Source organism: Faecalibacterium sp. I4-1-79 (genome assembly GCF_023347235.1).
GTDB lineage: Bacteria > Bacillota > Clostridia > Oscillospirales > Ruminococcaceae > Faecalibacterium > Faecalibacterium tardum.
In genome coordinates, this window is the sequence record NZ_CP094467.1 from 2,027,344 (window position 1) to 2,052,737 (window position 25,394).

General features: G+C 50.7%; 23 protein-coding genes and 3 pseudogenes. 19 read left to right on the forward strand and 7 right to left on the reverse strand.

Features of this window, described 5'->3' with window-relative positions; all coding sequences use genetic code 11:
* Positions 1 to 123: 123 nt before the first annotated feature.
* The 5 genes from MTP36_RS10050 to MTP36_RS10070 all read right to left on the reverse strand — a co-directional run bounded on the left by MTP36_RS10050 (position 124) and on the right by MTP36_RS10070 (position 5,402).
* The gene (locus MTP36_RS10050; RefSeq protein WP_005926942.1) at positions 124 to 834 is read right to left on the reverse strand and encodes a response regulator; all 711 of its coding nucleotides are present in this window, start codon (positions 832 to 834) and stop codon (positions 124 to 126) included.
* Positions 827 to 2,800, reverse strand: a complete 1,974-nt coding sequence (locus MTP36_RS10055) for a DUF4118 domain-containing protein (RefSeq protein WP_249249357.1) — start codon at positions 2,798 to 2,800, stop codon at positions 827 to 829. The genes MTP36_RS10050 and MTP36_RS10055 overlap by 8 nt, the downstream gene beginning before the upstream one ends.
* A gap of 189 nt (positions 2,801 to 2,989) precedes the next feature.
* Entirely contained in the window at positions 2,990 to 3,637 is a 648-nt protein-coding gene (locus tag MTP36_RS10060) for a potassium channel family protein (RefSeq protein ID WP_249249373.1), read from the reverse strand.
* Positions 3,638 to 3,648: 11 nt separating this feature from the next.
* On the reverse strand, positions 3,649 to 4,986 hold the full coding sequence (locus tag MTP36_RS10065) for a TrkH family potassium uptake protein (protein ID WP_249249383.1): 1,338 nt from the start codon (positions 4,984 to 4,986) through the stop codon (positions 3,649 to 3,651).
* A 164-nt stretch (positions 4,987 to 5,150) separates the two neighbouring features.
* On the reverse strand, positions 5,151 to 5,402 hold the full coding sequence (locus tag MTP36_RS10070; protein WP_249249399.1) for a DUF6061 family protein: 252 nt from the start codon (positions 5,400 to 5,402) through the stop codon (positions 5,151 to 5,153).
* A gap of 589 nt (positions 5,403 to 5,991) precedes the next feature.
* Here MTP36_RS10070 and MTP36_RS10075 point away from each other — a divergent pair.
* Positions 5,992 to 6,441: pseudogene (locus MTP36_RS10075) on the forward strand (replication initiator protein A); the annotation flags it as partial.
* Between the two features lie 256 nt (positions 6,442 to 6,697).
* Here MTP36_RS10075 and MTP36_RS10080 read toward each other — a convergent pair.
* The gene (locus tag MTP36_RS10080; RefSeq protein WP_154244678.1) at positions 6,698 to 7,903 is read right to left on the reverse strand and encodes an IS110 family transposase; all 1,206 of its coding nucleotides are present in this window, start codon (positions 7,901 to 7,903) and stop codon (positions 6,698 to 6,700) included.
* A gap of 273 nt (positions 7,904 to 8,176) precedes the next feature.
* Between MTP36_RS10080 and MTP36_RS10085 the strand changes: the two are divergent.
* Both MTP36_RS10085 and MTP36_RS10090 read left to right on the forward strand, forming a co-directional pair.
* Positions 8,177 to 8,599 (forward strand): annotated as a pseudogene (locus tag MTP36_RS10085) (DUF6017 domain-containing protein); the annotation flags it as partial.
* Positions 8,599 to 9,387 carry a ParA family protein gene (locus tag MTP36_RS10090; RefSeq protein WP_249249431.1) on the forward strand — a complete coding sequence of 263 codons (789 nt, stop codon included), beginning with the start codon at positions 8,599 to 8,601 and terminating at the stop codon, positions 9,385 to 9,387. The pseudogene MTP36_RS10085 and the gene MTP36_RS10090, both read left to right, overlap by 1 nt.
* A gap of 219 nt (positions 9,388 to 9,606) precedes the next feature.
* Here MTP36_RS10090 and MTP36_RS10095 read toward each other — a convergent pair whose 3' ends face one another.
* Positions 9,607 to 10,782, reverse strand: a complete 1,176-nt coding sequence (locus MTP36_RS10095) for an IS110 family transposase (protein ID WP_117527650.1) — start codon at positions 10,780 to 10,782, stop codon at positions 9,607 to 9,609.
* Positions 10,783 to 11,038: 256 nt separating this feature from the next.
* Between MTP36_RS10095 and MTP36_RS10100 the strand changes: the two genes are divergently transcribed.
* The 16 genes and pseudogenes from MTP36_RS10100 to MTP36_RS10175 all read left to right on the forward strand — a co-directional run bounded on the left by MTP36_RS10100 (position 11,039) and on the right by MTP36_RS10175 (position 25,382).
* Positions 11,039 to 11,968, forward strand: coding sequence for a ParB/RepB/Spo0J family partition protein (locus tag MTP36_RS10100; RefSeq protein WP_249249441.1), 930 nt, complete (start codon positions 11,039 to 11,041; stop codon positions 11,966 to 11,968).
* Positions 11,969 to 12,031: 63 nt separating this feature from the next.
* Positions 12,032 to 12,454, forward strand: a complete 423-nt coding sequence (locus MTP36_RS10105) for a hypothetical protein (RefSeq protein ID WP_249249448.1) — start codon at positions 12,032 to 12,034, stop codon at positions 12,452 to 12,454.
* A gap of 126 nt (positions 12,455 to 12,580) precedes the next feature.
* A complete protein-coding gene (locus MTP36_RS10110) occupies positions 12,581 to 13,021 on the forward strand; it encodes a DUF3846 domain-containing protein (protein WP_330220885.1) in 441 nt (146 codons plus the stop codon).
* Positions 13,022 to 13,045: 24 nt separating this feature from the next.
* On the forward strand, positions 13,046 to 13,510 hold the full coding sequence (locus MTP36_RS10115) for a PcfB family protein (RefSeq protein WP_249249481.1): 465 nt from the start codon (positions 13,046 to 13,048) through the stop codon (positions 13,508 to 13,510).
* Positions 13,507 to 16,425: a DUF4368 domain-containing protein gene (locus tag MTP36_RS10120; RefSeq protein WP_249249503.1), complete on the forward strand. Its 2,919-nt coding sequence runs from the start codon at positions 13,507 to 13,509 to the stop codon at positions 16,423 to 16,425. The genes MTP36_RS10115 and MTP36_RS10120 overlap by 4 nt, the downstream gene beginning before the upstream one ends.
* A 4-nt stretch (positions 16,426 to 16,429) precedes the next feature.
* On the forward strand, positions 16,430 to 16,807 hold the full coding sequence (locus MTP36_RS10125) for a TnpV protein (RefSeq protein ID WP_005944774.1): 378 nt from the start codon (positions 16,430 to 16,432) through the stop codon (positions 16,805 to 16,807).
* 13 nt (positions 16,808 to 16,820) lie between these two features.
* A complete protein-coding gene (locus tag MTP36_RS10130; RefSeq protein WP_005944778.1) occupies positions 16,821 to 17,105 on the forward strand; it encodes a DUF6809 family protein in 285 nt (94 codons plus the stop codon).
* A 131-nt stretch (positions 17,106 to 17,236) separates the two neighbouring features.
* Positions 17,237 to 18,769: a hypothetical protein gene (locus MTP36_RS10135; protein WP_015573038.1), complete on the forward strand. Its 1,533-nt coding sequence runs from the start codon at positions 17,237 to 17,239 to the stop codon at positions 18,767 to 18,769.
* Positions 18,770 to 18,868: 99 nt separating this feature from the next.
* Positions 18,869 to 19,054 (forward strand): hypothetical protein, encoded by a 186-nt coding sequence (locus tag MTP36_RS10140; protein WP_005944784.1) that lies wholly within the window; start codon positions 18,869 to 18,871, stop codon positions 19,052 to 19,054.
* A gap of 44 nt (positions 19,055 to 19,098) precedes the next feature.
* Positions 19,099 to 19,458 carry a DUF3847 domain-containing protein gene (locus MTP36_RS10145; RefSeq protein WP_005944787.1) on the forward strand — a complete coding sequence of 120 codons (360 nt, stop codon included), beginning with the start codon at positions 19,099 to 19,101 and terminating at the stop codon, positions 19,456 to 19,458.
* Complete coding sequence (mobQ, locus tag MTP36_RS10150) at positions 19,424 to 20,920, forward strand: MobQ family relaxase (RefSeq protein ID WP_249249526.1); 1,497 nt, start codon at positions 19,424 to 19,426, stop codon at positions 20,918 to 20,920. Before MTP36_RS10145 ends, mobQ begins: the two co-directional genes overlap by 35 nt.
* Positions 20,917 to 22,788, forward strand: coding sequence for an AAA family ATPase (locus MTP36_RS10155; RefSeq protein WP_249249554.1), 1,872 nt, complete (start codon positions 20,917 to 20,919; stop codon positions 22,786 to 22,788). The genes mobQ and MTP36_RS10155 overlap by 4 nt, the downstream gene beginning before the upstream one ends.
* Positions 22,789 to 22,921: 133 nt before the next feature.
* The gene (locus tag MTP36_RS10160) at positions 22,922 to 23,092 is read left to right on the forward strand and encodes a transposon-encoded TnpW family protein (RefSeq protein ID WP_005944796.1); all 171 of its coding nucleotides are present in this window, start codon (positions 22,922 to 22,924) and stop codon (positions 23,090 to 23,092) included.
* Between the two features lie 41 nt (positions 23,093 to 23,133).
* Positions 23,134 to 23,952, forward strand: a pseudogene (locus tag MTP36_RS10165) (VirD4-like conjugal transfer protein, CD1115 family); the annotation flags it as partial.
* Between the two features lie 135 nt (positions 23,953 to 24,087).
* Complete coding sequence (locus MTP36_RS10170; protein WP_055186938.1) at positions 24,088 to 24,303, forward strand: Maff2 family mobile element protein; 216 nt, start codon at positions 24,088 to 24,090, stop codon at positions 24,301 to 24,303.
* A 212-nt stretch (positions 24,304 to 24,515) separates the two neighbouring features.
* The gene (locus tag MTP36_RS10175; RefSeq protein ID WP_249249571.1) at positions 24,516 to 25,382 is read left to right on the forward strand and encodes a VirB6/TrbL-like conjugal transfer protein, CD1112 family; all 867 of its coding nucleotides are present in this window, start codon (positions 24,516 to 24,518) and stop codon (positions 25,380 to 25,382) included.
* Positions 25,383 to 25,394: the final 12 nt, after the last annotated feature.

Genomic DNA, 25,394 nt, shown 5'->3' on the forward strand with positions numbered 1-25,394 from the left:
CGGATACAGCAAGAAGCATGGACGCTCTCCTTTTCGGGGGCGTCCATGCTTCTTTTTACAGCTTATCGCTATTGTCTGTGGCTTTTTGCAGGGTGCGTCCGGGTGGGCGCACCCTGTTTTTTACTATGCTTCATCGTTTTCTGCGCGGAGCATCCGGTATCCGACACCAACATGGGTCTGAATCAGATGCGGCGCATCCGGGTATCGTTCCAATTTTTTGCGCAGGGATGCCATGTAAACTCGCAAGGAAGCAATGTCATTTTCCTGCGTACTGCCCCATACTTTCTGCGTGAGGGAGGTATGCGTCAGCACTTTGCCCACATTATGCGCCAGCACACACAGCAGCTTGTACTCGATGGGGGTCAAATGCAATTCATTCTCACTCAGCCAAACGCACCCGGCCGAGAAGTCGATCTTTAAAGGACCATTGACAAAAACCGGGCTATTTATGCCGTCAGAAGCCAGCAGATTCAATCGGCGCTGCGTTACACGCAGTCTTGCCAGCAGCTCATCCACGGAAAACGGCTTTGTCAGATAATCGTCTGCGCCGTTGTCCAGTGCCTCGATCTTATCAGAATCTTCGCTCCGGGCACTCAGGACGATGATGGGCAGGTTCGACCATGTGCGGACGCTGCGGATGACCTCGATGCCGTCTATATCGGGCAGTCCAAGATCCAGCAGCATGATGTCCGGATTGTGGCTGGTAGTCATCATGATCGCCGTTTCCCCATTGGAAGCAGTCAGATATTTATAGCCGTGGGTTTTCAGGGTCGTTGTGATCAGACACCGTACAGGAACATCATCCTCTACGACCAGAATGGACGGCTTATTCATGAATGTTCACCTCGCTTTGCGGCAATGCAAAGGAAAAGACACTGCCATTGGGAATGTTGTCACGCAGGGTCAATGTTCCGCCGTGAGCCGTCAGGATTGCACGGCAGAGGGGCAAGCCCAGTCCAAGACTGCGGTGGCTGTCTGCGATGCGGCTCTGCCCGGTATAAAACATCTCGAACACCTGTGCTTTTGCGCGATCCGGAATGCCGGGACCGTTATCTGCAACTTCCACTACGACCTGATGGTTTTTCCGGTAAGCCGAAATCTGAATAACCGAGCCCACGGGGGTGTATTTGATGGCGTTATCCACCAGATTGACAACGACCTGCATGATCAGCCGTGCATCCACATTGACCAGGAGGATCTCGTCCCCATACTGTGTTGTGATGGTGTGTTCGCAGCTTTTCCGGTTGACATGATGCAGTGCTTCTTCGATCATTTCGTCCATCAGCTGCGGCGAGATCTGCAGATTCATCCGCCCATCTTCAATGCGGGTGATGGAAAGCAGATTTTCCACCAGACCGATCAGCCATTGCGCATCGTCAAAAATATCGGTGCAGATCTTGTTCCGGGTCTCTGTATCCAGCGTTTCTCCGTTGGAAAGCAAATTGCTGGCATTGCCTGAAATGGAGGTCAGCGGGGTGCGCAGGTCATGGGAGATCGTGCGCAGCAGGTTTGCCCGCAGTTCTTCATTCCTTGCCTGCAATGCAGCTTGCTCTTTTTCCAGCGCATTTCTGCGGTTTTCGATGGCCAGCGCACCTTCGCCCAGAATGGAAAGCAGCACACTGTTTTCAAAGGCATCCAGCGGTTTTTCGGACAGATCGATCCCGATCACTCCAAACACGCCACCTCCGGTCCGAAGCGCAAGATAAAGCCCCTTTGCATCCGGGTAGCTATCCGTGCCTGCGCCGGAACGCTTTTTGTTGGCAAACGTCCAGTTTGCTGCATCACGTTCTTCCGGTGCAGAAAAGATGTTACACGGCACTTCCCCGTCAACCGAAAAAAGCTGTTCTGAACCAAGACCTCCGTTTTGTTCCGGGTAGACGATCAGGCTCCGGTTCAGCAGCTTCATCAGCTGGGACGCTGTCTGAGAGAGGATTTCTTCCTCGCTTTTTGCTCTCTGTAAAAGCTGATTTGTGTCAAACAGTATTTTTGTACGGAACGCTGCCTGTGCAGACATTTTTGCATGGTCTTTCAGCCGCGTTGTCAGGGCGCAGGTAATGATTGCAGAGGTCAGCATCAGGGCAAATGTAACCTGATAACCGGAATCATACGCATGGAATGTCAGGTATGGCTCGGTCATGAAGAAATTGTACAATGCTACACTGGCAACGGACCCCAGCACACCGCAGGTGTAGCCGCTGGTACACAATGCGGTGAACAGCACCCCCAGCATATAGAGCATAATAATATTATAGCGTGCAAAGTCCAGTTGCAAGAAAAAGAAGCCGATGAGCGTGATGCAGCTCAGGATGCCTGCGGTAATCAGCAGATCACGGACAGACGGCAGAAGCGGACGGGTGAACAGCTTCCGTCCTGAACCGTAGCCGTTCTCTGCAGAAGCATCCGGGATGATATAAATATCCAGATTAGGCGCAGTCAGCGTCAATTTTTCAGTCAGTGACGGTCCGCTCCAGAAATGGCGGCGATGTACGCTGGAGCGCCCCAGTACGATTTTTGTAATGCCGGAGATGCGGGCAAACTCTGCGATCTGCTGTGGAATGTCATCCCCGTAGATCGTAGAAATGTCGGCACCTGCCTGCTCTGCCATACGAATGTGCTGCTGCAAACGCCGACGATCTTCTTTTCCCATCTGATCCGAGTCAGGCGTCCGGACATACAGAGCTGTAAAGGTCCCTCCAAACGCCTTTGCCATCGTTGCTGCCGTCCGCACGATCTTTGCATTGGAGGGAGAGGACGACAGACACGCCAGAATATGTTCAGTGGGTGGGTCATTCTGATTCATAAAGATCACCTGCCTTGCCCACAGTATAGCACAATTTGATGGTCACGACCACCAGCCGCGTCTTTTTCCTTCCTGTCGAAGGATCTCCCGTCGTATGTGATCCAGCGCATCTGCTGCCCGGAAACCACTCAACATGACTCCAAGAACCATCAATAACAAAGCGACATCCATACGATCCGTCCTATCTTTTTAGAGCCGGAAACACTTCTGGATCGATGCGTATTTCCCCAAAACCAGCATACTTTCATCCCGGCACAGTTGCGTATCCGGCGTAATGCCCATATCGAGCTTTCCGTCTTTTTTCAGTGCAAGAATGTTGATGTTATACTTTTTTCGGATATTGATCTCGCCGATCGTGCGATCCATCCATTCCGGCGGAATCGTCACTTCCATGATGGCGTGGTCGTCCTGCAGCTCGATATAATCCAGAATGTGTTCGGAGCTGTATCGGATTGCTGCCCACTTTGCCAGCTGCTTTTCCGGGTAGACCACTTCATCCGCACCGTTGCGCAGCAGAAACTTGGCTTGTACATCCCGCTCTGCACGCGAGACCACAAGCTTTGCGCCCAACTCCTTGAGCAGTGATGTTGTTTCCAGTGAGCTTTGAAAATTGCCGCCGATGGTTACGATACACACATCAAAATTGCCAACGCCAAGGGAACGCAGAAAGTATTCGCTGGTGCTGTCACCGATCTGTGCATTCGTCACATAGGAAAGCACAGCGTTCACACGGTCCTCATTGCTGTCGATGGCCATGACCTGATGACCCAGCTCATTCAGTTCCTGCGCAATATGGCGGCCAAAACGGCCAAGCCCGATCAAAAGAATCGATTTCATACTTGTCTCCTTTATCCGATTGCGATTTTCTCCTGCGGCAGACGAGAGTGGGCAGGGCTGCTGCCAAATGCCGCGTAGATCAACGTCAATCCGCCAACACGTCCCAAAAACATCAGTGCGATCAGCACCCCCTGCGAAAGGATGCCCAACTGCGGCGTGATGCCCAATGTCAGACCCACCGTTGCCACAGCCGAAGCAGTCTCATACAAACAGACCGACATCGGCAGCTGCTCTGCCGTAGCAATGACAAAGGCTCCAAGGAAGAACAGCGTCAAATACATCCCTGCAATCGTGGCAGCATTCTTGACCGCAGAACTATCTATGCGCCGCCCGAAAAATTCCGCATCTTCTCTGCGGCGGAAGGTCGCCCACATATTGGCCAGCAGAACGGCAAATGTTGTGGTTTTCATGCCGCCTGCCGTGGAGCCGGGCGAACCGCCCAACAGCATCAGAACCACCATCAATGCCTGTGAAGTGCTGCCCATCGCAGCAAGATCGGCGGTGTTAAAGCCGGCAGTACGGGGGGTAACGGATTGGAACATCGACAATAAAATGCGCTGCCGGGCAGAGCCTGCCGTGAACTCGAAGCAATAAAAGTACAGCGACGGCAACACCAGAAGAAACGCCGTTGTGACAAGGATCACTTTGCTCTGCATCCGATAACGGTGAAAGTCAAGGCGATATGTACAAATGTCCTCCCATGTCAGAAAGCCAAGGCCGCCAAAGACGATCAGGGCCGCGATCACTGTGGTAAGCAATGGGTCGCCTGCATACCGTGTCAGCGAAACAAATTTTGCACCCTTTGTTCCCAGCAGATCAAAGCCGGCATTGCAGAACGCCGAAATGGAATGAAACAGTGCATACCAGATCCCGCGCAATCCATAATCGGCGCAAAATGTCGGCAGCAGCAGTGCAGCACCGGCCAATTCAAACAGGGCGGTGATCCGCAGAATAAAGCCTGTCAGCCGCACGATGCCGCCCATCTGCGGGGCAGCGGTGGCTTCCTGCATCGTGCTGCGCTGTTTGAGGGAGATCTTTCGCCCGGAAAGCAGCGCAAAGGCAGCGCCTACCGTAATGACGCCCAATCCTCCGATCTGAATCAGAAGAAGGATCACACTCTGCCCGAATGCCGACCAGTAGCTGCCGGTATCCTGTACCACAAGTCCGGTCACGCAAAGGGCAGAGGTGGAAGTAAACAGCGCCTCATGGAACGGTGTAACGCACCGCTGCTGTGCAGCGATCGGGAGCATCAGAAGCAATGCGCCCACTAGGTCAACTGCCGCAAACCCTGCAATAATGACCTGAAAAGAAGAAAAACGGTGCTGCCTGTAACGAGGATATTGAATCATAAAAGCTCCTTTACCTATCCGTGTGCATAAAGATTAGCATGGAATAGATAAAGGAGCCGTAAAGAAAATTGTAGAAGTATAAAGATTCCATTAAAATTGATCGGGCAACACTAAAAAATGCCGGACATCACCAGCTCAAAAAAGCGGTAATGTCCAGCATTCATTTAGATTTCTAACCCATGGCTTCCAGCCATATTCTTCAAATATTCCTCCGGGTCACCGTTCAGAATCAAATCCGCATAGCCCAACGGATCGTTGTAGATGAGGTAGTCCAGTTCCGTCCTCTGCGCCATGGTCACATTTAACGCATCCTCGACCCCGGTGCAATCGATGGAAATTTTTCTCCCATCCCGGAGCTGCAGCTCCACGCATCCGGTGTCCATGTTAAAATGACAAACTCTTGCATCGCACTTCACGTTCATGTCCTCCTGAAATCATGTTGTAGCTTATATCGACCAATCTATGATTTCGGATTTCATCTTCCACGGACACCTGCATGGAACTTGTCGGGGCAAAGCCCCTCCATCTTGCTTGCGCAAGACCGCTCTGCCGCTTAAAAGCCCCACTGGGGCTTTCATTGCTTCGCAAACGCTAATTTTCCGAAGAAAACAAATAATCCGAACCCATCTCCTATCGGAAACAAGTTCGGATTATTTTTGTTTGGTCCGAGTGGCGAGAATCGAACTCACGGCCTCTTGAACCCCATTGTGCTTCTCTCGAAAACACAATGTACAATCCGATACTGCCTAGACTCAGTATCGTTAAATTTCAAATGCATTATACCATTCTGTTTCATTGGATGTCAAGACGTTTCATTCCTTTTGTGGTCAAATTGTGGTCAAACGAACCTGACAAATGACCTTTCTCCCCCGGCTAAGTTACATCGCGCAATTTCGATTTTCATCAATCGAAGTTGCGCTTTTTGTTTGCACGAATTATCTATAAGGAGGATTTGTCAACCATGTCAATGAACCATCGTTGTTTTTTCATCCTTGACAGAATTGTATGACCCTTGACTACTTTTACGGACAGGCCGGAGAGCTGTTTTCGTTCTACCGCATTCCAAAGGCTCTTTTTCAGGAGCAGCGGTTTCAAAATCTGTCCACCGATGCCAAAACGCTGTACGGCATCCTGCTTGACCGCATGAGCCTGTCTGTGAAAAACGGCTGGCTGGACAAGCAGAACCGGGTGTTCATTATCTTCACGATAGAGGATGTCAAGAGGGCGTTGTGTTGCGCAGACAACAAAGCGACCAAGCTGCTCCGGGAACTCGAAAAGTTTGGTCTGATTGAACGAAAACGCAGAGGTCTGGGAAAGCCAAGTTTGGTGTATGTGAAGAACTTTTCGGCAGAATCGTCTAAATCAATATTCCAGAATCGTGATTTTCACGATTCTGGAGGCTTCAAAAACGCAAGTCAAGACCCTGCAAAATCACGATGTAATAAGACTAAAGACCTGCTAATAAAAGTCAAGTCCCAAAACAAGAAAATTCGCTAACCGACCGCTGCCCATGACAAACAGTATTCAAATGCTGGTCAAAACACAGCGAGGGCGACGGAGGGGATAGCAAAGCAAGCCCAGCCAGCCCTCGCAAAATCAGGATAGCATTTGAATGCTTCGGTTTGTCAAGGGTTCGCTGCGCCAGCTAAGCGGTTCTTTGAATTCAGCTCAGGCTCAAGAGGAAATTACGACCAAAAACAAATATCCATGCTTATTTTGAGTGTTTGGAGTCCATTACAGCTTTCACTCTAGCATAATAGATTCGCAAGAACTTGTTGGCTGAAGCCATCATGTAAACTTTGTAGGGTTTTCCCTCAGAGCGCTTTTTGTTCATGAATTGAAAAACCGGCTCATCCTGAGGTTGTGTCTTCAAGATGACAGTCATAATCAGAAAGAGCGTCCTACGTAGAACAGCCGAACCCACTTTACTAATTCCGCTATCGTTGCCCACAATCTTGCCAGAATCATTTGGCTGCGGTTCAATTCCTGCAAATGCAATGAGTGATTTCTTGGATGAGAAACGACGGACATCTCCGATCTCAGCCATCAGTTGAGGACCGAGAGAAGGGCCGACGCCGTACATTTCCATCACAGTATCAAATTCCGGAAGCTGTTGAGAAAGGCGAAGCATCTCCTGCTGGAATGCAGCCACGGACTGAGATACGGCTTTCAGCTGAGCGACCTGTTGCTGAATAAGGAGTTTTGAGGTTGGGGATTTTGGAAGAGAAGCAGCATTGACTGCACAGGCATAGATCGTATCCGATTTTGAGCGAGTGAAATTATATCCGTGCTTCTGACACCACTTTAAATACTTTTTAGCAAAGGCATCAGAGGAAAGGCTTGAAACACACTCACTGTGCCAGAAGTCTCCAATGAAATCGACCCATTTTTCGCACCCGTTGCTCTTTGCGGGGCTTGAAAATAGCTTGTTTGCATCTGGAAAGGTCAGGTCAAGAGATGAGATCAGATTATTCTTCAGCATAGTACGAACTGCCACGGCTTGCTGGTACTGACGATAACAATTCTTCAAAGCCAGCCGGGTATCATCTTCGGGAAGATACTGTCGTAGCCGTGTCCACTTGTCGAGCGTATAGTTGGCGATTTTAACAGCGTCTTTTCTATCCGTTTTGACACGTCTTAAACTGTTGTTGTCATAGTCATGAATCAGAACAGGATTGACTACGGAAACGAATAAGCCCGCATCGTGTAAAACGAAAGCAACTGGTTTGTGGTAATTCCCGGTGGCTTCCATGACGACACGGGTCTCTCCGTCCAAAGCTTTGAGCTTCCCAGCCAGATCGTTCAGGCTTTGGGCGGTGTGTAAAACTTCAAAGGGTTCGAGTACTACTTCTCCAAAGGGGCGCATGACGCAAACCATGCTCTTTCCTTTGGAAACGTCAATGCCTACAGCGTTCATAACGGTTCCTCCATTACTTTGTATTTGCAACCGGAATCCATCTTTTACTCGTTGCCGATTCAATCTATTGGGTGACACGAACGCTCCGCTTGGCGGGTGGCTCAACCTGCTTAAAACGAATGCTACAACAAGAGAGATGGTCAACTGTCTTTAGAACGGGCGTAGAAGCCCAGAGAATGATGCGTTAGCCGATTACTCTCTTATTGTAGCTTAGGTACGAGTTGGAATGGAATATGGCTGGCTGCCATATCCGGTTCCATGTTTATTGTAATAGAGAATGATACTGAAATGAGTGAGACTGATTCTTTCTATTCTGAAGAATCGGATGGGATGAGCAAACGCACCCAACTGGAAGAATATTTTTCTCAGTCTTTGGAGGTAGACCTTCTGCTCCGGCTCTGCCCGGACGATGAGGATACCATCTATCAGATCGTAGATTTGCTGGTGGATACCTGCGCTACCAACCGTAAGCTACTGCACATTGCCGGGGACGACAAACCCGCCGATGTGGTACGCAGCCGGTTTATGAAGCTGAACGCCGACCATATCCGCTTTGTGCTGAAGTGCCTTGCAGAGAACAGCAATCCGATCCGTAACATGAAACAATATCTGCTCGCTTCTCTGTACAACGCACCCACCACGATGCAGCTTTCCTACCAGAACCAAACCAACCACGACTTAGCGATGCGGAGGTGATGAAAATTTCAAAGAAAGCAACCACAATTGCCATCGTCAACCAGAAAGGCGGCACCGGCAAGACCACCACCTGTGAAAATCTTGGCATCGGGCTGGCGATGGAGGGCAAGAAAGTCCTGTTGGTGGACGCTGACCCGCAGGGCAGCTTGACCATCAGCATGGGCTGGCAGCAGCCCGATGAACTGCCCACTACCCTTTCCACCCTGATGGCAAAAGCCATGAATGACCAGAGCATTCCGCCCGGTGAAGGCGTTCTGCACCATGCGGAGGGCGTTGACCTGATTCCGGCAAACATTGAACTGGCAGGGCTGGAAGTGTCTCTCGTCAACTGTATGAACCGGGAAAAGATGCTGAAACAGGTGCTGGAAGGGGCAAAGCATGAATACGATTTCATTCTGCTGGACTGCACTCCTTCCCTTGGGATGCTGACCGTCAATGCACTGGCAGCAGCAGACACCACCTTGATTCCCGTGCAGGCGCAGTATCTGTCTGCAAAGGGTCTGGAACAGCTTTTGCAGACTGTGCAGAAAGTCCGGCGGCAGATCAACCCCAAGCTGAAAATCGAGGGCATCCTGCTGACCATGACCGACAGCCGCACCAACTATGGACAGCAGATCGACAATCTGATTCGAGGTGCCTACGGCAGCAAGATCAAGGTGTTCGACCAGACCATTCCACGGTCTGTCCGTGCTGCGGAAATCAGTGCCGTGGGTAAGAGCATTTTCCAGCACGACCCCAAAGGCAAGGTGGCAGAAGCCTACCAATCTCTGACGAAGACTAACTATTAAAAGTCAAGCCCTAAAATGAAAAAATCCGCCAACCATCCGCTGCCCATGACAAACATCATTCAAATGCTGGCCTTGGAGTAGCGAGGGTGACGGAGAGAACAGCAAAGCAAGCCCAGCCAACCCTCGCAAAAACAGAATAGCATTTGAATGCTTCGGTTTGTCAAGGGTTCGCTGCGCCAGCTAAGTTGTTCTTAGGTTTAACTCAGGCTCTGGAGAAAATCAAGTGACGGCAAGATATGCTTTACCGGACTTCTGCAAAGCGTAAATCAGTCGTACGAGTTTCTTTGTGGCATGAGATAGGGCAACATTGTAGTGCTTGCCTTCAGCTTGCTTTTTGGTAAGGTATTCAGTAAAAACAGGATTCCAGTAGCAGACGTATTTGGTTGCAGTGTAAAGAGCGTATCGAAGATAACGAGAGCCACGCTTTTCCATGTGTGCATAGCAGTTTGTGAGTTTTCCTGACTGGTATGTGGAGGGAGAACATCCAGCATAAGCCAAAACTTTGTCAGGAGAGTTAAAATTCGAAAAATCCCCTACCTCTGCAAGAATCATCGCAGCAGAATGAAATCCCATTCCGGGAATCGAAAGGATCGGCGGTTTCAATTCATCCATGATTTTCCGAATGGCATCTTCAATTTCATTGATTTCGGAGGTAAGTTCTTGAATGAGCTTAATGGTGTGCTTTAATTCCAAAGACTTAGCAGGCATAACAGAACCAATGGATGTTCTGGCTGCATCTCGGATATGAGTAGCTTTATCTTTTCGGTAATGGCCTCTGGATGTTTTCACGAGAATATTAGCTAATCTGGTCAGATGAGCTTCTGAAATCTGCTTTGCACCGGGATACTCACTGAGAAGTGCGTAGATTGAAGTGCCATGGATAGACGAAACAAGCTGTTCCAATTCCGGAAACAGGATTGTAACCAATCTGGACACCGACTGCTTTAGTTTAGCGCGTTCCTGAACTTTATCAAATCGGTATCTCGTGAGTGACTTTAGTTCTTCGTTGTGATATGCTGTATCTGTGTAGGACTTGAGGTCTACATCGGACAACAGCATAGTTGCAATCGTTTTTGCATCCACACGATCGGTTTTAGTTTTGCGAAGACTGAGGCTCTTTCGATACAGGTTGGTATGCAAGGGATTCATGACATAGACGGGCAGATCATTGTCAAGAAGAAACCCACGGATGTTGTAGCTATAATGTCCGGTAGCCTCAAGCCCTACTTTTATTTTGTCTGATTTTTGAGAACAGTCTTGGATTGTTTGTAGCAGACTTTTGAAACCATCCATGTTGTTGGGAATGGTAAAGCAATCGACAAGGGTCGTTCCTTCCGAATCGAGAATGCAACAGTCATGCTTATCTTTGGCAACATCAATTCCGACACAGACCATTTTATACCTCCGTTATATTATTCAATGCTGCTTAGGACCACAGACTTCTTTGCTCTTGTAACCTCGTTCTAAATAAACCGTCTGGCGGTATCTAACTGATTAACATTTCAACAAAGAAGCTGTGGTTGGAGCCTTCGTCAAACCGTCTTTGCGGTAGGAGGTGTTCACCAATCCACAGCATCCCATACAGTGTAGCATACCGCTGGAGAGCGGTCTATAAATACTACTCTTTTATAATACGAGGAGGTGCTGGCTGATGCCGAAAAACAGCTTAAACGTGTCGCTGAAAGGGGCAGATGACATTTTCTCCACGGAAGAATCCCGACAGGAACAACAACGGGAACAGGTTCAGCAGATTTCCATTGGAGAGCTGTTTCCTTTCAAGAATCATCCATTTAAGGTTTTGGATGATGAGTCCATGCAGCGCACGGTGGAAAGCGTGGAACAGTACGGTGTATTATCTCCGCTGATTGCCCGCCCACGCCCGGAAGGTGGCTACGAGATCATCTCCGGGCACCGCCGCCAGCACGCTGCACAGCTTGCGGGGCTGGATGCCCTGCCTGTTATCGTCCGTCAGATGGATGATGATGCCGCCGTTTTGCTCATGGTGGACAGCAATCTTCAACGTGAGAACATTCTGCCCAGTGAAAGGGCTTTCGCTTACAAAATGAAGCTGGAAGCAATAAAAAATCAAGGTGCTAGGTCAGATTTAACTTCTGGACAAATTGTCCAGAAGTCGAAGCTGTCCATTGAACGGGTTGCGGAAGATGCTGGCGAGGGATATAAAACCGTCCAGCGGTTCATCCGCCTGACCAACCTTATCCCCGAACTGCTGGACATGGTAGACGAAAAGAAAATTGCCTTCAATCCCGCTGTGGAATTGTCCTATCTGGACGAAAGCCAACAGCGGGATTTTTTAGAAGCTATGAACGACACCCAGAATGCGCCGTCCCTTTCCCAAGCGCAGCGGCTCAAAAGGCTGGCGCAGGAAGGGCACTTCTCGTATGATGTTGCCTTTGCGGTCATGGGAGAAGAGAAAAAGGACGAGCTGGACAAGGTGGTCATCAAAAACGACACCCTGCGGAAATATTTCCCGCGCAGCTACACCCCGAAACAGATGGAGGACACCATCATCAAGCTGCTGGAACAGTGGCAGCGCAAACAGCAGCGGCAGAACGAACGCTGACTTATACCGTAACGAAAGACCCGATGAGGTCTTTTTCTTTTGCAATCAAAAGGAGAAAAGCCTATGAAAAACAACGCTACCCGCACCATCCGCTCCGAAGAGATCACCATTGATGTGCGTATCTGCGCTGCGCTGGCGGCAAACCGGGGCGGTGAGGTCTACCTCGCAGCCATTGCCCCGGATATGGAACTGACCGTCATCACGCTGGACGAGGCTCCCGACATCCTGCCCTGCTTTGAGGAGGACGATGCCTGCCTGAATCTTCCCAACACCTCGCTGCTGCTCTGCTACAACCCGGCGCAGGTGCTGAAGATGGGCGGCAAGCACTACCTGACCGGCCCGGTGATTCTGGTCCGCACCAACATGGACGGCGAGGTCATCTCGCTGACCATTGATGAGGTCTACCTGTTCCAGAAGTATCTGGAAAGCCACAGCATCACCCTGATGGCTGACGAGCAGAAGCTGACCTGCATCTGCATCGACTGAGGTGTGCTATGCTGAACTTTTTTATCGGTATCGCGTTTTTTGAGGCTGGTGCCTTTTTCGGTTTCTTCGTGGCGGCTTTGATGCAGGCGGCACGGAGCGGCGAAATCGGGCTGAACGGAAAGGAGGATTCACATGGAAGAGAACACTCTGTCGGTGCTGAAAATTGCGCCGGGGCAGTATCCGCAGCAGGTCGAGATCGATAACGACCTGAAAGCATTGCAGCAGGCTGTCGGCGGTTCCATCGGCGCAAGCTATCCCTTTGCCGATGACCCGGTTGCCATCGTTTATAACGATGACGGCAAGCTCATGGGACTGCCCCTGAATCGTGCCCTGCGGGATGAGAACGGGCAGATGTATGATGCCGTTGCCGGGACTTTTCTGGTGGTGGGTCTGGGCGAGGAGGATTTTGCATCCCTGACCCCGGAACTGGCGCAGAAGTACGAGCAGCTTTTCCATCAGCCGGAAGCCTTTCTGAAGCTGGGCAACCGTTTGCTGGTGCTGCCGGTGCCTGATGAACCTCCCACAGAAAAGCCCCGCACCAAGCCCCCGGCAGAGCATGACCGCTAAAATCACCCTGCTGCACGGGAGGTGATGGCAGTGCAGGAAGAAATCGAACAGAAATCCTTCAACCTGATGATCTCCACCACAAAGCTGTCCGCCCGGACTGTCCTGCGGGCGGTAAAAGCGGCGCTTCGGCTGTACCAGTCCAAGGCATCCCAAGGCAAGCAGAGCGTCCGCACCCTTCTGCGGCAAAACCGGGGCGTGTCCAGCGTGGAGATCAGCAAGACCGGCATCCGTGGGCTGGAACGCTACGCCAAAAAGTACGGCATCGACTACGCTATCCGCAAGGACACCTCCGAGGTGCCGCCCCGGTATCTGGTCTTTTTCAAAGCCCCGGACGCAGAAGCCTTTCACTCAGCGTTTAAGGAGTATTCGGCATCCCTGCTGAACAAGGATAAACGCCCCTCGGTGCTGGCAAAACTGCATGAACTGGTGCAGGCGGCGGCAGAACTCCCCGGCAAAGTCCGGCACAAGGAACAGGAGCGTGGACTGTGACCACGAAAAAACTGACAAAGCTGCTGGCGCTGTATCTGCCCTATCTTCTGCTGGGACTGGTGGCAACCAACTTTGGTGAAGCATGGCGGCTTGCCGAGGGCAAAGAACTGGGCGATAAGATCATGTCCATGATGGGTACAATCTCGGTGGCATTTGCAAACCCTCTGCCCAGCCTGCATCCGCTTGATCTGCTGGTGGGCTTGTGCTGCGGCGCAGGGCTGCGGCTGGCGGTCTATCTGCGTGGCAAAAACGCAAAGAAGTACCGTCATGGCATGGAGTACGGCTCTGCCCGGTGGGGCACCCCCAAGGACATTGAGCCGTTCATGGCTCCCAAGTTTGCCGACAACATTATCCTGACCAAAACGGAACGGCTGATGATGTCCAACCGCCCACCGGACCCCAAAAACGCCCGGAACAAAAATGTGCTGGTGGTGGGCGGCTCCGGCAGCGGCAAGACGAGATTCTGGCTTAAACCCAACCTTTTACAATGTCACAGTTCCTATGTGGTCACTGACCCGAAAGGTAGTATCGTGGTCGAGTGCGGGAACGCCCTCCTGAAGAACGGCTACAAGCTGAAAATCCTGAACACCATAAACTTCAAAAAGTCGATGCACTACAATCCCTTCGCCTATGTCCACAGCGAAAAGGACATTCTGAAACTGGTCACGACCCTGATGACCAACACGAAGGGAGAAGGCAGCGGCGGCGATCCATTTTGGGAGAAAAGCGAACGTCTTTTGCTCACCGCCCTAATCGCTTATCTGCATTATGAAGCCCCGGTGGAGGAGCAGAATTTTGCGACGTTACTGGAAATGCTGAACACCATGCAGGTGCTGGAGGATGACGAGGAATACCAGAATCCGGTGGACTTGCTGTTTGAGGAACTGGCAAAAAAGAAGCCCAACAGCTTTGCCGGGCGGCAGTATAAACTTTACAAGTTGGCTGCCGGTGTTGTATGCTCTAAAAGACTTCTTAATCAAGCGGTTGGGAAGTCTCTTAGAACACACAACCTAAAACCGAAGAAAGGAGCGCAAGTTATGAGAAAAAATGAGAAAATCACAGCTCTGTACGAACGACTGAGCCGTGATGACTTTGGCAAAGATGATGACCAACAGCGTGAGAGCAATTCCATATCCAATCAAAAGGCAATGTTGGAGGAGTTCGCCGCACGGCAGGGCTTTACAAACATTGTCCATTTCACGGACGATGGCATTAGTGGTACTTGCTTTGACCGTCCCGGATTTTTAGCAATGATGAAAGAAGTGGAAGCCGGGAATGTGGAGTATTTGTGCATCAAGGACATGAGCCGCATGGGTCGTGACTATCTGAAAGTCGGTCAGATTATGGAAATCCTGCGTCAGCGTGGCGTTCGCCTTATCGCCATCAATGACGGCGTGGACAGTGCCAGAGGGGACGATGATTTTACCCCTTTCCGCAACATTATGAACGAATACTACGCCAGAGACACCAGCCGTAAAATCCGTTCCACTTTCCAGTCCAAAGGCAAGTCCGGCAAGCACCTCACAGGCACGGTCATTTACGGCTATCTTTGGAACGAAGCCAGAGACCAATGGTTGGTTGACCCCGAAGCCGCCGAGGTGGTCAAGCGCATCTTTGCCATGACGATTGACGGCTACGGTCCGTATCAGATCGCCAGCAAGCTGAAAGAAGAAAAAGTCCTCATTCCGTCCGCTTACCTTGCCCGGCACGGCGAGGGCGTGAACAAAAATAAGACCTTCAAAGATGTGTACGGCTGGGGTTCTTCCACCATCTGCAACATTCTTGAAAAGCGTGAATATCTGGGACACACCATCAACTTCAAGACCCGAAAGCACTTCAAGGACAAGAAAAGCCATTATGTCCCGGAGGACGAATGGACAATTTTCGAGAATACCCATGAAGCTATCATTGACCAGCAGACCTTTGACCTTGTGCAGAAAATCCGTGGGAATGTCAGACGCTACCCGGACGGCTGGGGCGAAGCAGCTCCCCTCACAGGCTTGCTTTATTGTGCCGATTGCGGCGGCAAGATGTATGTCCACCGTACCAACAACGGCAAGCGTATTTCTCAATATACCTGTTCCCAATACAGCAAAGTCCCAGTTGGAAAGCTCTGCACGACACAGCACCGTATCAATGAAGATGTGGTACTGTCCCTTGTTTCCGAAATGCTCAAAGCTATTGCCGAGTATGCGAAGCATGACAGAGCCGAGTTTGTCCGAGTGGTGCAGGAAGCGCAGTCCAGCCAGCAGACGGCAGAGGTCAAGAAACAGCGGACACGCCTTGCCACCGCAAAGCAGAGAGTTTCCGAGCTGGAAGTCCTGCTCTGCAAAATCTATGAGGACAACATTTTAGGAAAGCTGTCTGACAGCAGATATGCCACTCTGGACGCTCAATATGAAAAGGAGCAGACCGAGCTTACCGCTGAAATCTCTGTTCTGGAAAAGGCTATCAAGAGCTACGAGAAGCACGAAAAGGACGCTGACCGTTTTATCGCTCTGATTGACAAGTATGAGAACTTCGACAAGCTGACGATTGCCATGCTCAATGAGTTTATTGAGAAAATCCTTGTGCATGAGCGTGACCGCAAGGGCAGTATTCAGACCACACAGGAGGTCGAGATTTACTTCAATTTCGTGGGTCGTTTCGTTCCCCCTGCGTTTGGCGAAGTGGAGCTTACCCCGGAGGAATTAGAGGAAATCCGCAAGCGTGAGGAACGCAAGGACAGGCTCCACCAGAACTACTTGAAGCGGAAAGCCAATGGTAAACAGAAAGAGTATGAGGAGCGCACGAAAGCCAAGAAAAAAGCGGAGATTGAAGCCAGAAAACAGGCAATCCGCACCGAGGATATTGCCAGAGGGGTATTTATCCCGGTGAGCAGTTTGCCGCAGCTGGGACCGAGAAAGGGAGCGTGATTTTATGAAAGAGTTGAAACCGAGAATCCATGAGAACGGTATGGACTATGTGTTGGTGGGCGACTACTATGTGCCGGACTTGAAGCTGCCGGAGGAACGCCGACCTATTGGGCATTGGGGACGCTTGCACCAGTCCTATCTGAAATTGCACCGTCCCATGCTTTACAACGAGCTAATTTTGTCCGGCAGGCTCCACACCGTCGTTGCCGATCTGAACGAGCAGGCGGCAGACAGGCTGGACTTGATTATCCGGCAGATGATGAAAGCCGAGGGCGTGACCGAAGCCATGAAAGCGGAAAATCAGATGTTATGGGTGCAGTCAATGAACTCCATCCGCTGCCGGGCAGAGGAAATCATCAAGACGGAACTAATCTACTGTTGAGAGAGGTAAAGCTATGATTTTGGAAGCCATGTATAATGGGGAGTTTTATCCCTGCGAGACAGTTGTACCTACATCACCGGAATACCGAAAGGCAGTCATAGCCTGTGAAAAGCTCATGGAGCAGTTGTCCCAGCGGCTCAGCAAAGAGGACTATGAGCTGGTGCAGGAACTCCGGGCGCAGACAGCAATCGCCCAATGTGAAGAAAGTGAAAGTCACTTCAAGTATGGCTTTTCCGCTGGGCTGATGTTCAGCAGGAAGCCCATGAACAAGTGCAGCAGAAGAAAGAAAAATAGATGAAGAAAGCCGCCTGAGCAGAAAGAAACTGTTCGGGCGGTTTCAGCATTCGCCAGTAGATTTATTCACACTCTTGTGATAAAATTTACTACAATAAAGAGCGTGATAGCACTAATTTTATGGGGGGATGCTTAATGAATAGAATTTTGAAAAAATTTTTACAGCGGGGTGTCGATTTAAGTCCTGTGGGAGTTGAACTCCGTGAGGATAATACAAATTATTTTTGTACCCCAAAAGGGGCATCGGTTTTTGGATGGGCAGGGATAGATGGTATCCACTTCTGTTTCATTCGTGGATTTGGAGAGATGGTTTTCTCTGTCAGCCCCATGAATACTTCTCCTGATTATGTTCATCCAGTAGCTGAAAATTTTACCGACTTTCTGCGGCTTATACTGGCTTGTGGTGATGTGGCGGCAGTGGAACAAGCGTGGATGTGGAACGAAGCACAGTTTGAAGCCTTTCTCAATGAAAACCCTACAACCCAGGAACAACAGCAAACTTTATCGGAAATTTCAGAGAAGATGAATTTGTTGCCTATGGAACAACCGTGGACATATATCAAAAACCTGCAATCTTCCTTTGATTACAGTCAGATTAAATACACAGAAGATTATTACGATAATGATATGACTTCAGAGGCAGAATTGGTTGCCCCTGAATGGAAGGTCTACTTTGATGGAGATTTCTGGGGACATCGAGGTAAAGACCGTGCCGGAAAAGAGATCAAGCTGGATAAACAATTCGATTGGGCTGGATATCATTGGGTAATTCCGGCAGCTTATTCATGTAGCAAAGGACTTGTCGTTGATTTTTGTATGCGAGTTGATTCAGAAAGCATCCGTGACTTCATGAAAAAATGGAATCTGGACTGGGAAAATGACTCATGTGAAAATTTTACCCGTGAGCAACAGATGCAGATGGAATGGGAAAACCCACTTTGTTTTAACTTCAAACCTTGCTTGAAGTTAAACGAGAAAATATTACAGACAACCCATGGCTGCGCTGTGAGCTTTAATCCTTGTCTGCCAGATGGCGTTATCAATGAGTTGGAAGCAAAATGGGCAATCGACCATTATGGGCTGGATAGTACTTATGGCTGGGTCATATGCAGAGACGTATTTCCTTGGGGAACCAAGCATCACCCTGAAATCAATAAACTTTTTCTTACAATGGAGCAGCAACCAGGACAAGTTCCAGGCTCACATTTCAAAGTTCACGCACCCGGAGATTCATTTATGTTTTCCCATCCTGTTAGCGGAATAACCCATACACTGACCGTGCAGGAAATAGAACAGCAGACAGTTCCTCAAAATAGTTTTGGTTCTGATCGCTGGATTTATCCGACACATTATATTGCCATGAGTTATACACTTACCCCTGAACCGATGGAGAACATTTCGGTTTTTGACTGTGATGAAGGCGATAGACCGATAGAAGTTACACCAGACGATCATTCGTTCCGTCCAGTTGGCAGTAGTTCCTGTTTTGTTGTTGGTGTTATTGGTGGTGCAGATGGTCCGACAGCAGTTATATATGGAACAAATTCACAAGAAAAACTTCATGCTGCTTGTTCTGCTCTGCACTTTGAACCGGTTGGTGATGATGTCGAGTGGCGTATCGTGTTCAATGTTACGCAGTTTGACAAAGAAACATTCCCAATTATCTAAAAATACCCTTAGAACTCTAAGGGCGCACTTCTATACTCTCCTATCGGGAGTATCGTGCGTCCTGCGGAGCTTCATTCTCCGTCAGCAGAAGAAAACTGCTTGACCGAGAATGTTGCGTCACTTCGTTCCGTCAAGGTGGCTACACCCCCTTGCGCCGCTAAAGCGGCTATCCCTTGTGGACTTGCCGTCCGCAAACAGCATAAAATGCTGTTCGCCGCCAGCAAGTTTGAAAAACTGAATACCGAAAAACTGACCGTTGACTGGTCGCACTATGCGAAAAGTTGACGGTCTTTTTTTATCCCAAAAATCAAAAAAGGAGGTCAATCACAATGACAAAACCGAAAACCCTTGAACGGCTCCGAGCCGAAAAGGAACGAGCCGAGACGCAGCTTGCACAGGAGAAGCACAAGCTCAACCGTCTTGAGAACAGAAAGAAATATCTGGAGAAAGGCGAAAGGCAGAAACGCACCCATCGTCTTTGCAATCTGGGCGGCACGATTGAGAGCCTTGCCCCGGAGGTCAAAGATCTCACACGCACCGAAATGACAGAGCTGATGGAGTACATCTTTTCTCTGTCCGAAGTCCAGCGAGCCGTCCGTCACATGGCGATTACTCACACCAACCAAGCGAACAGAGAAAAGGAGTTGAAAGCCGATGGCACTATTTCATCTGAGCGTCACGCAGACTAAGCGAAGCGCAGGACAGTCCGCTATTGCTTCTGCCACCTACCGTGCCGGGGAGCGATTGTATAGCGAGTATTACGGCGAATACAGCGACTACACCCGCAAGGGCGGCGTGATCTGCTCTGACATTCTCTTGCCGTCCCATGCACCGCCAGAATACGCAGACCGCCAGACCCTATGGAACGCCGTGGAAAAAGCCGAGCGTGGAAAGAACGCCCAGCTTGCATACAGCTTTGACATTGCCTTGCAGAATGAATTTTCCCTTGAGGAAAACATCGCTCTTGCAAGGCGATTTTTATTGGAGAACTTTGTGAGCCGTGGCATGGTGGTTGACTTCGCCGTACACCAGCCAGACCGGGAGGACGGCGGCATACCAAACCCACACTTCCATGTGCTTTGTCCCATCCGCCCCATCGAGCAGGACGGTAAATGGGGGCTAAAGCAACGACGAGTGTACGAGCTGGACGAGGACGGAAATCGTATCAGAGACCAGAACGGCGAGTATGTTTTCAATGCCGTTCCCACTACCGACTGGGGCAGTCCCGAAACGCTGGAACATTGGCGGCAGACATGGGCGGAACTATGCAACGCCAAGTTTGCGGAGAAAGGGCTTGATGTTCGTATCGACCACCGAAGCTATGAGCGTCAGGGCGTGGAGCTTCTTCCCACCGTCCATGAGGGCGCAACCGTCCGGGCAATGGAGAAGAAAGGCATACGCACCGAGAAAGGCGAGTTCAACCGCTGGATCAGAGCAACCAATGCCGTTATCCGGGACATCAAGAAGAAAATCGCTCTCCTGTTTGATTGGATTGCCGAAGCAAAAGCGGAGCTTGCCAAGCCGCAGGCACCCAACCTTGTTTCTCTGCTGAACGCCTACTACACCCAGCGCAAAGCCGGGGCTTATTCCCAGAAAGGCAAAATCAGCAACCTAAAGGAGATGAACGAGACTTTCAATTATCTCCGGGCAAACGGCATTTACAACCTTGAAGATTTGGAAAGCCGTGTCAATGAACACAGCTCCACCACAGAGAGCTTGAAGAAAACGCTGGACGGGCAGACCGCACGAATGAAAGAAATCAAGCAGCTCTATGACAGCTCCGCTGCTTTCCAGAACTTGAAGCCTGTCTATGACGGCTTGCAGAAAATCAAGTTTGAGAAGCCCAGAGCCAAGTACAAGGCAGAGCATGAAGCGGAACTGATACAGTTCTACGCCGCCAGACGAAAGCTGACCGGGGAGTTCCCAGACGGCAAGGTGGATATGAAAAAGCTGTCCGACGAGTATGACGAGCTGGAACAGGCGCACGAAACCACCTATGGCGAGTTTAAGGCTGTCAGAGACGATTTACACCGCCTTTGGAAGGTCAAGTCATGTGTAGATACTGCCGCCCGATTTAACGAGCGCACAGAGGAACAAAAGCTCCAAAATCGACCCCAAACACGACAGAAAAAGGAGGAACTATCCCGATGAATTACACCCAAGCACAGATTGACCGGGCAAACGCCGTCAGTCTGGAAGATTTTCTCCGCACACAGGGAGAGACACTTATCAAAAGCGGACGGGAATACCGTTGGAAAGAACATGACAGCCTGACCGTCCGGGGAAACAAGTGGTTTCGCCACAGCCAGAGCAAGGGCGGCTATCCCATTGATTTTGTCATGGAGTTTTACGGCAAGTCCTTTCCCGAAGCAGTCCAGCTCTTAACCGGCGAAAGCGCTGAGGGACAGAGCGAAGCCACCACAGCACCGCCCACAGCGTTTCACTTGCCCTTGCACAACAGAACAGCCGACAGAGCAATTCAATATCTTTGCGAAAGCCGAGGTCTCAACAAAACGCTTGTTGAGGCTTTTCTTCTTTCCGGGGATATTTACGAGGACGCAAAGCGGCACAATGTTGTGTTTGTCGGCAGAGACCGAAGCGGTACGCCGAGATACGCCCATGTGCGAGGAACGGCAGACCCATTCAGACAGGACATTGCCGGGTCTGACAAGTCCTATCCGTTCCACTATGAGGGAAACGGCAACCAGCTCTTTGTCTTTGAAGCGCCGATTGACCTTTTGTCCTTTATCTGCCTTTATCCGCAGGACTGGCAGACAAGGAGCTACCTTGCCCTGGGAGGCGTTTCAGGCAAAGCCCTTGACCGTTTCCTTTCTGAACGCAAGGACACCCGAAAAGTGTTCCTCTGCCTTGACAGCGACACCGCAGGAAGTGAAGCCTGCACCCGGCTGGCACAGGACATTCCCGGCGAGATCGCCGTCATTCGCCTTGTCCCGGCAAGGAAAGACTGGAACGATGTTCTCCGTCAGCAAGGGGACATTCCCAGCCGCAAATTCATAGCCGAGACAATCACGCTGCGAGAGCTGCCCACCGCCCAGCCTGTCCCAATGCTCCGTATGGCAGATGTGGAGCTTACGAGCGTGGATTGGTTATGGTTTCCGTATATTCCCTTTGGAAAACTGACCATCATACAGGGCAACCCCGGCGAGGGCAAGACCTACTTTGCCATGCGTCTTGCGGCGGCTTGCACCAACCGAAAGCCTTTGCCCGGTATGGAGACAATTGAGCCTTTCAATATCATCTACCAGACCGCAGAGGACGGTCTGGGCGATACCGTCAAGCCCCGGCTGATGGAAGCGGAAGCAGACCTTGAAAGAGTGCTTGTCATTGACGATAGGGACTCACCGCTGACCCTTGCCGATGAGCGCATAGCAAGGGCAATCCGTGAGAACAACGCAAGGCTTGTTATCATTGACCCGGTACAGGCGTTTCTGGGCGCAGATGTGGACATGAACCGGGCAAATGAAGTCCGTCCCATCTTCCGCAGTCTGGGAGACATTGCACAGGCTACTGGGTGCGCTATCGTGCTGATTGGACACCTGAACAAAGCCGCAGGAACGCAAAGCACCTACCGGGGATTGGGGTCTATCGACATTACGGCGGCAGTCCGCAGTCTGCTGTTTATTGGCAAGCTGAAGGACAGTCCGACAACGAGGGTGCTTATCCATGAGAAAAGCTCCCTTGCGCCGCCCGGACAGTCCCTTGCCTTTTCTCTGGGAGATGAGAAAGGTTTTGAGTGGATAGGGGCTTATGACATTACCGCTGACGAGCTTCTTGCCGGGACAGACACCACCAAGACCGAGAGCAAGACCGCACAGGCGCAAATGCTCATTCTGGAACTGCTTGCGGACGGAAAGCGTATGCCGAGCGCAGAGTTGGAAAAGGCAGTCAATGAGCGTGGGATTTCTTCACGCACCATGAGAACGGCAAAGAGCCGTATCGGGGACAGACTTGTGACCGAGAAAGACGGCACAGCATGGGTCTGCTATCTCCGAGACTGACAACGGGAACACGGCAAGCGTGGCAAAGGTTTTATAGATACCTTAATGTTGCCGCCTTGCCTTGTTCCCTCATACCGACACCGCCCGATGATGAACAGTCACCGGGCATTTTTCATTTACAGGAGGATTTTGAATGAACAATACCGCAACCCACAGCACCACCACCAACACCCCTTGCCCGACTGTCAGAAAGCAGATCGGCAAGACCACCTATATCGTCCGTGTGCATTTCAGCCAGACCGCAAAAGAGACGATGGAGGACAAAATCAAGCGTCTGCTCCGTGAGGAAGTCCGCAAAATGTGACTGCTTTTTGAATTTGATGAAAAAGTCCTTGACTTTTCGTCTCTGGAAAGACCGCAAAATCCATCCTGATTTCCTGCGGCGCCCGGCTTGCACCCTTCGACATCCAAGAGCTGCGTGACCTCACCATGTACGATGAGCTGGCGTTGGATACGCTGGGCGATAAGAAAACGGCACTGTTCCTCATCATGTCGGACACGGATTCCACCTTCAACTTCCTGATCTCGATGGTCTACACCCAGCTTTTCAATCTGCTGTGTGATAAAGCAGATGATGTGTACGGCGGCAAGCTGCCCGTTCATGTGCGCTGCCTGATCGACGAGTGCGCCAATATCGGACAGATCCCCAATATGGAAAAGCTGGTGGCTACCATCCGCAGCCGTGAGATCTCCGCCTGCCTTGTTTTGCAGGCGAGAAGCCAGTTGAAAGCCATCTACAAGGACAATGCGGACACCATCGTGGGCAACATGGACAGCCAGATTTTCCTCGGCGGCAGTGAGCCGACCACCCTGAAAGACTTGTCCGAGATGCTGGGCAAGGAGACCATCGACGCCTTCAACACCTCGGACACCCGTGGCAACAGCCCCAGCTATGGCACTACGTTCCAAAAGATGGGGCACGAATTATTGAGCCGGGACGAGCTGGCGGTGCTGGACGGCGGCAAGTGTATTTTGCAGCTGCGAGGTGTGCGCCCCTTTCTTTCGGACAAGTACGACCTGACCCAGCACCCCAACTACAAGCTGACCTCCGACTACGACCCCAAAAATACGTTTGATATTGAAAAATATCTGAACCGAAAAGAAAAAATCCACCCCGGTGATAAGTTCATCGTGGTGGACGCTGATTCGCTCCCGTCTGCCTGACCCGGTAGGCGGTTTTATTTTTGACCGGAGAGGTACACCAGCAAGCCCACTCCCGCCGCAGTTCGCGGCTTCAATATACCGCTTCAGGTGTGTACGGACGGTCTACAATTTTTTCAAAATAAAGGAGAAACGATTATGGAATTCTTTAACTCTGCTATCGAAGTCCTCCAGACCCTCGTTGTTGCCCTCGGTGCCGGTCTCGGCGTGTGGGGTGCCATCAACCTGCTGGAAGGTTACGGTAACGACAACCCCGGCTCCAAGTCTCAGGGCATGAAGCAGCTCATGGCTGGCGGCGGTGTCGCTCTGGTGGGCATCACTCTCATTCCTCTGCTGTCTGGTCTGTTCGGCTAAGAGCCGCAGGCGGGGGTTCCCGCCTGTACATACGCAATCGCTCCATCTCTGCTGTGGATAACAGTCCTTTATCATAAGGAGCGCATTGCGGTACGAATCTCCACCCATCAACGAAAGGCGGTGCTATATGCAGTTTTTGACCCACATTATTTTTCTTCTGAACCTTCTCAAGACCCTCATCAACCACTTCAGCTAAGGACGGTGACTGCTGAATGGAAACCGTTCTCAAAGCCATTGCCGACTGGATCAAAGGCATCCTGACGGCAGGCATTATGTCAAACCTTTCCGGCTTGTTCGATGATGTGAACACGCAGGTGGGCAACATCGCACAGCAGGTGGGCACCAAGCCATCGGCCTTTGAACCGCGCGTTTTTGCGATGATCGAAGCCCTTTCCCGGAACGTGGTGCTGCCCATTGCAGGCATCATCCTGACCTTCATCGCCTGCTACGAATTGATTGAGATGATCACCCAGCACAACAACATGGCACAGTTTGAGCCTGCGCTCATCATGCGCTGGATTTTTAAGACCGCTGTTTCGGTCTGGCTCATCAGCAATACTTTTGATATTGTGATGGCAGTCTTTGACCTTACGCAGAAAGTTGTGTCTGATTCCAGCGGTATCATTGCCGGAAACACCCGTGTCAACGACATTGGCCTGTCCATGCTGCAATCCAGCCTGATGCAGATGGATGTCGGCCCATTATTCGGGCTGTTTTTGCAGTCCTTCTTCATCGGCATCACCATGCGGATATTGAGCATCATCATTTTTGTCATCGTCTACGGGCGTATGATCGAGATCTACTGCATGGTAAGCCTTGCACCCATCCCCATGGCGACTTTCGGCAACCATGAGCAATCGCACATGGGGCAGAACTACCTGAAATGCCTGTTTGCGCTGGGCTTTCAGGGCTTTCTCATCCTCATCTGCGTGGCGATTTATGCGGTGCTGATACAGTCGGTGGCGATTTCCGGGGATGCCATCAACTCCATTTGGAGCATTGTGGGCTACACCGTTCTGCTCTGTTTCAGCCTGTTCAAGACCAGCTCCGTGACAAAATCCGTTCTCGGAGCGCATTAAAGGAGGTGTTCA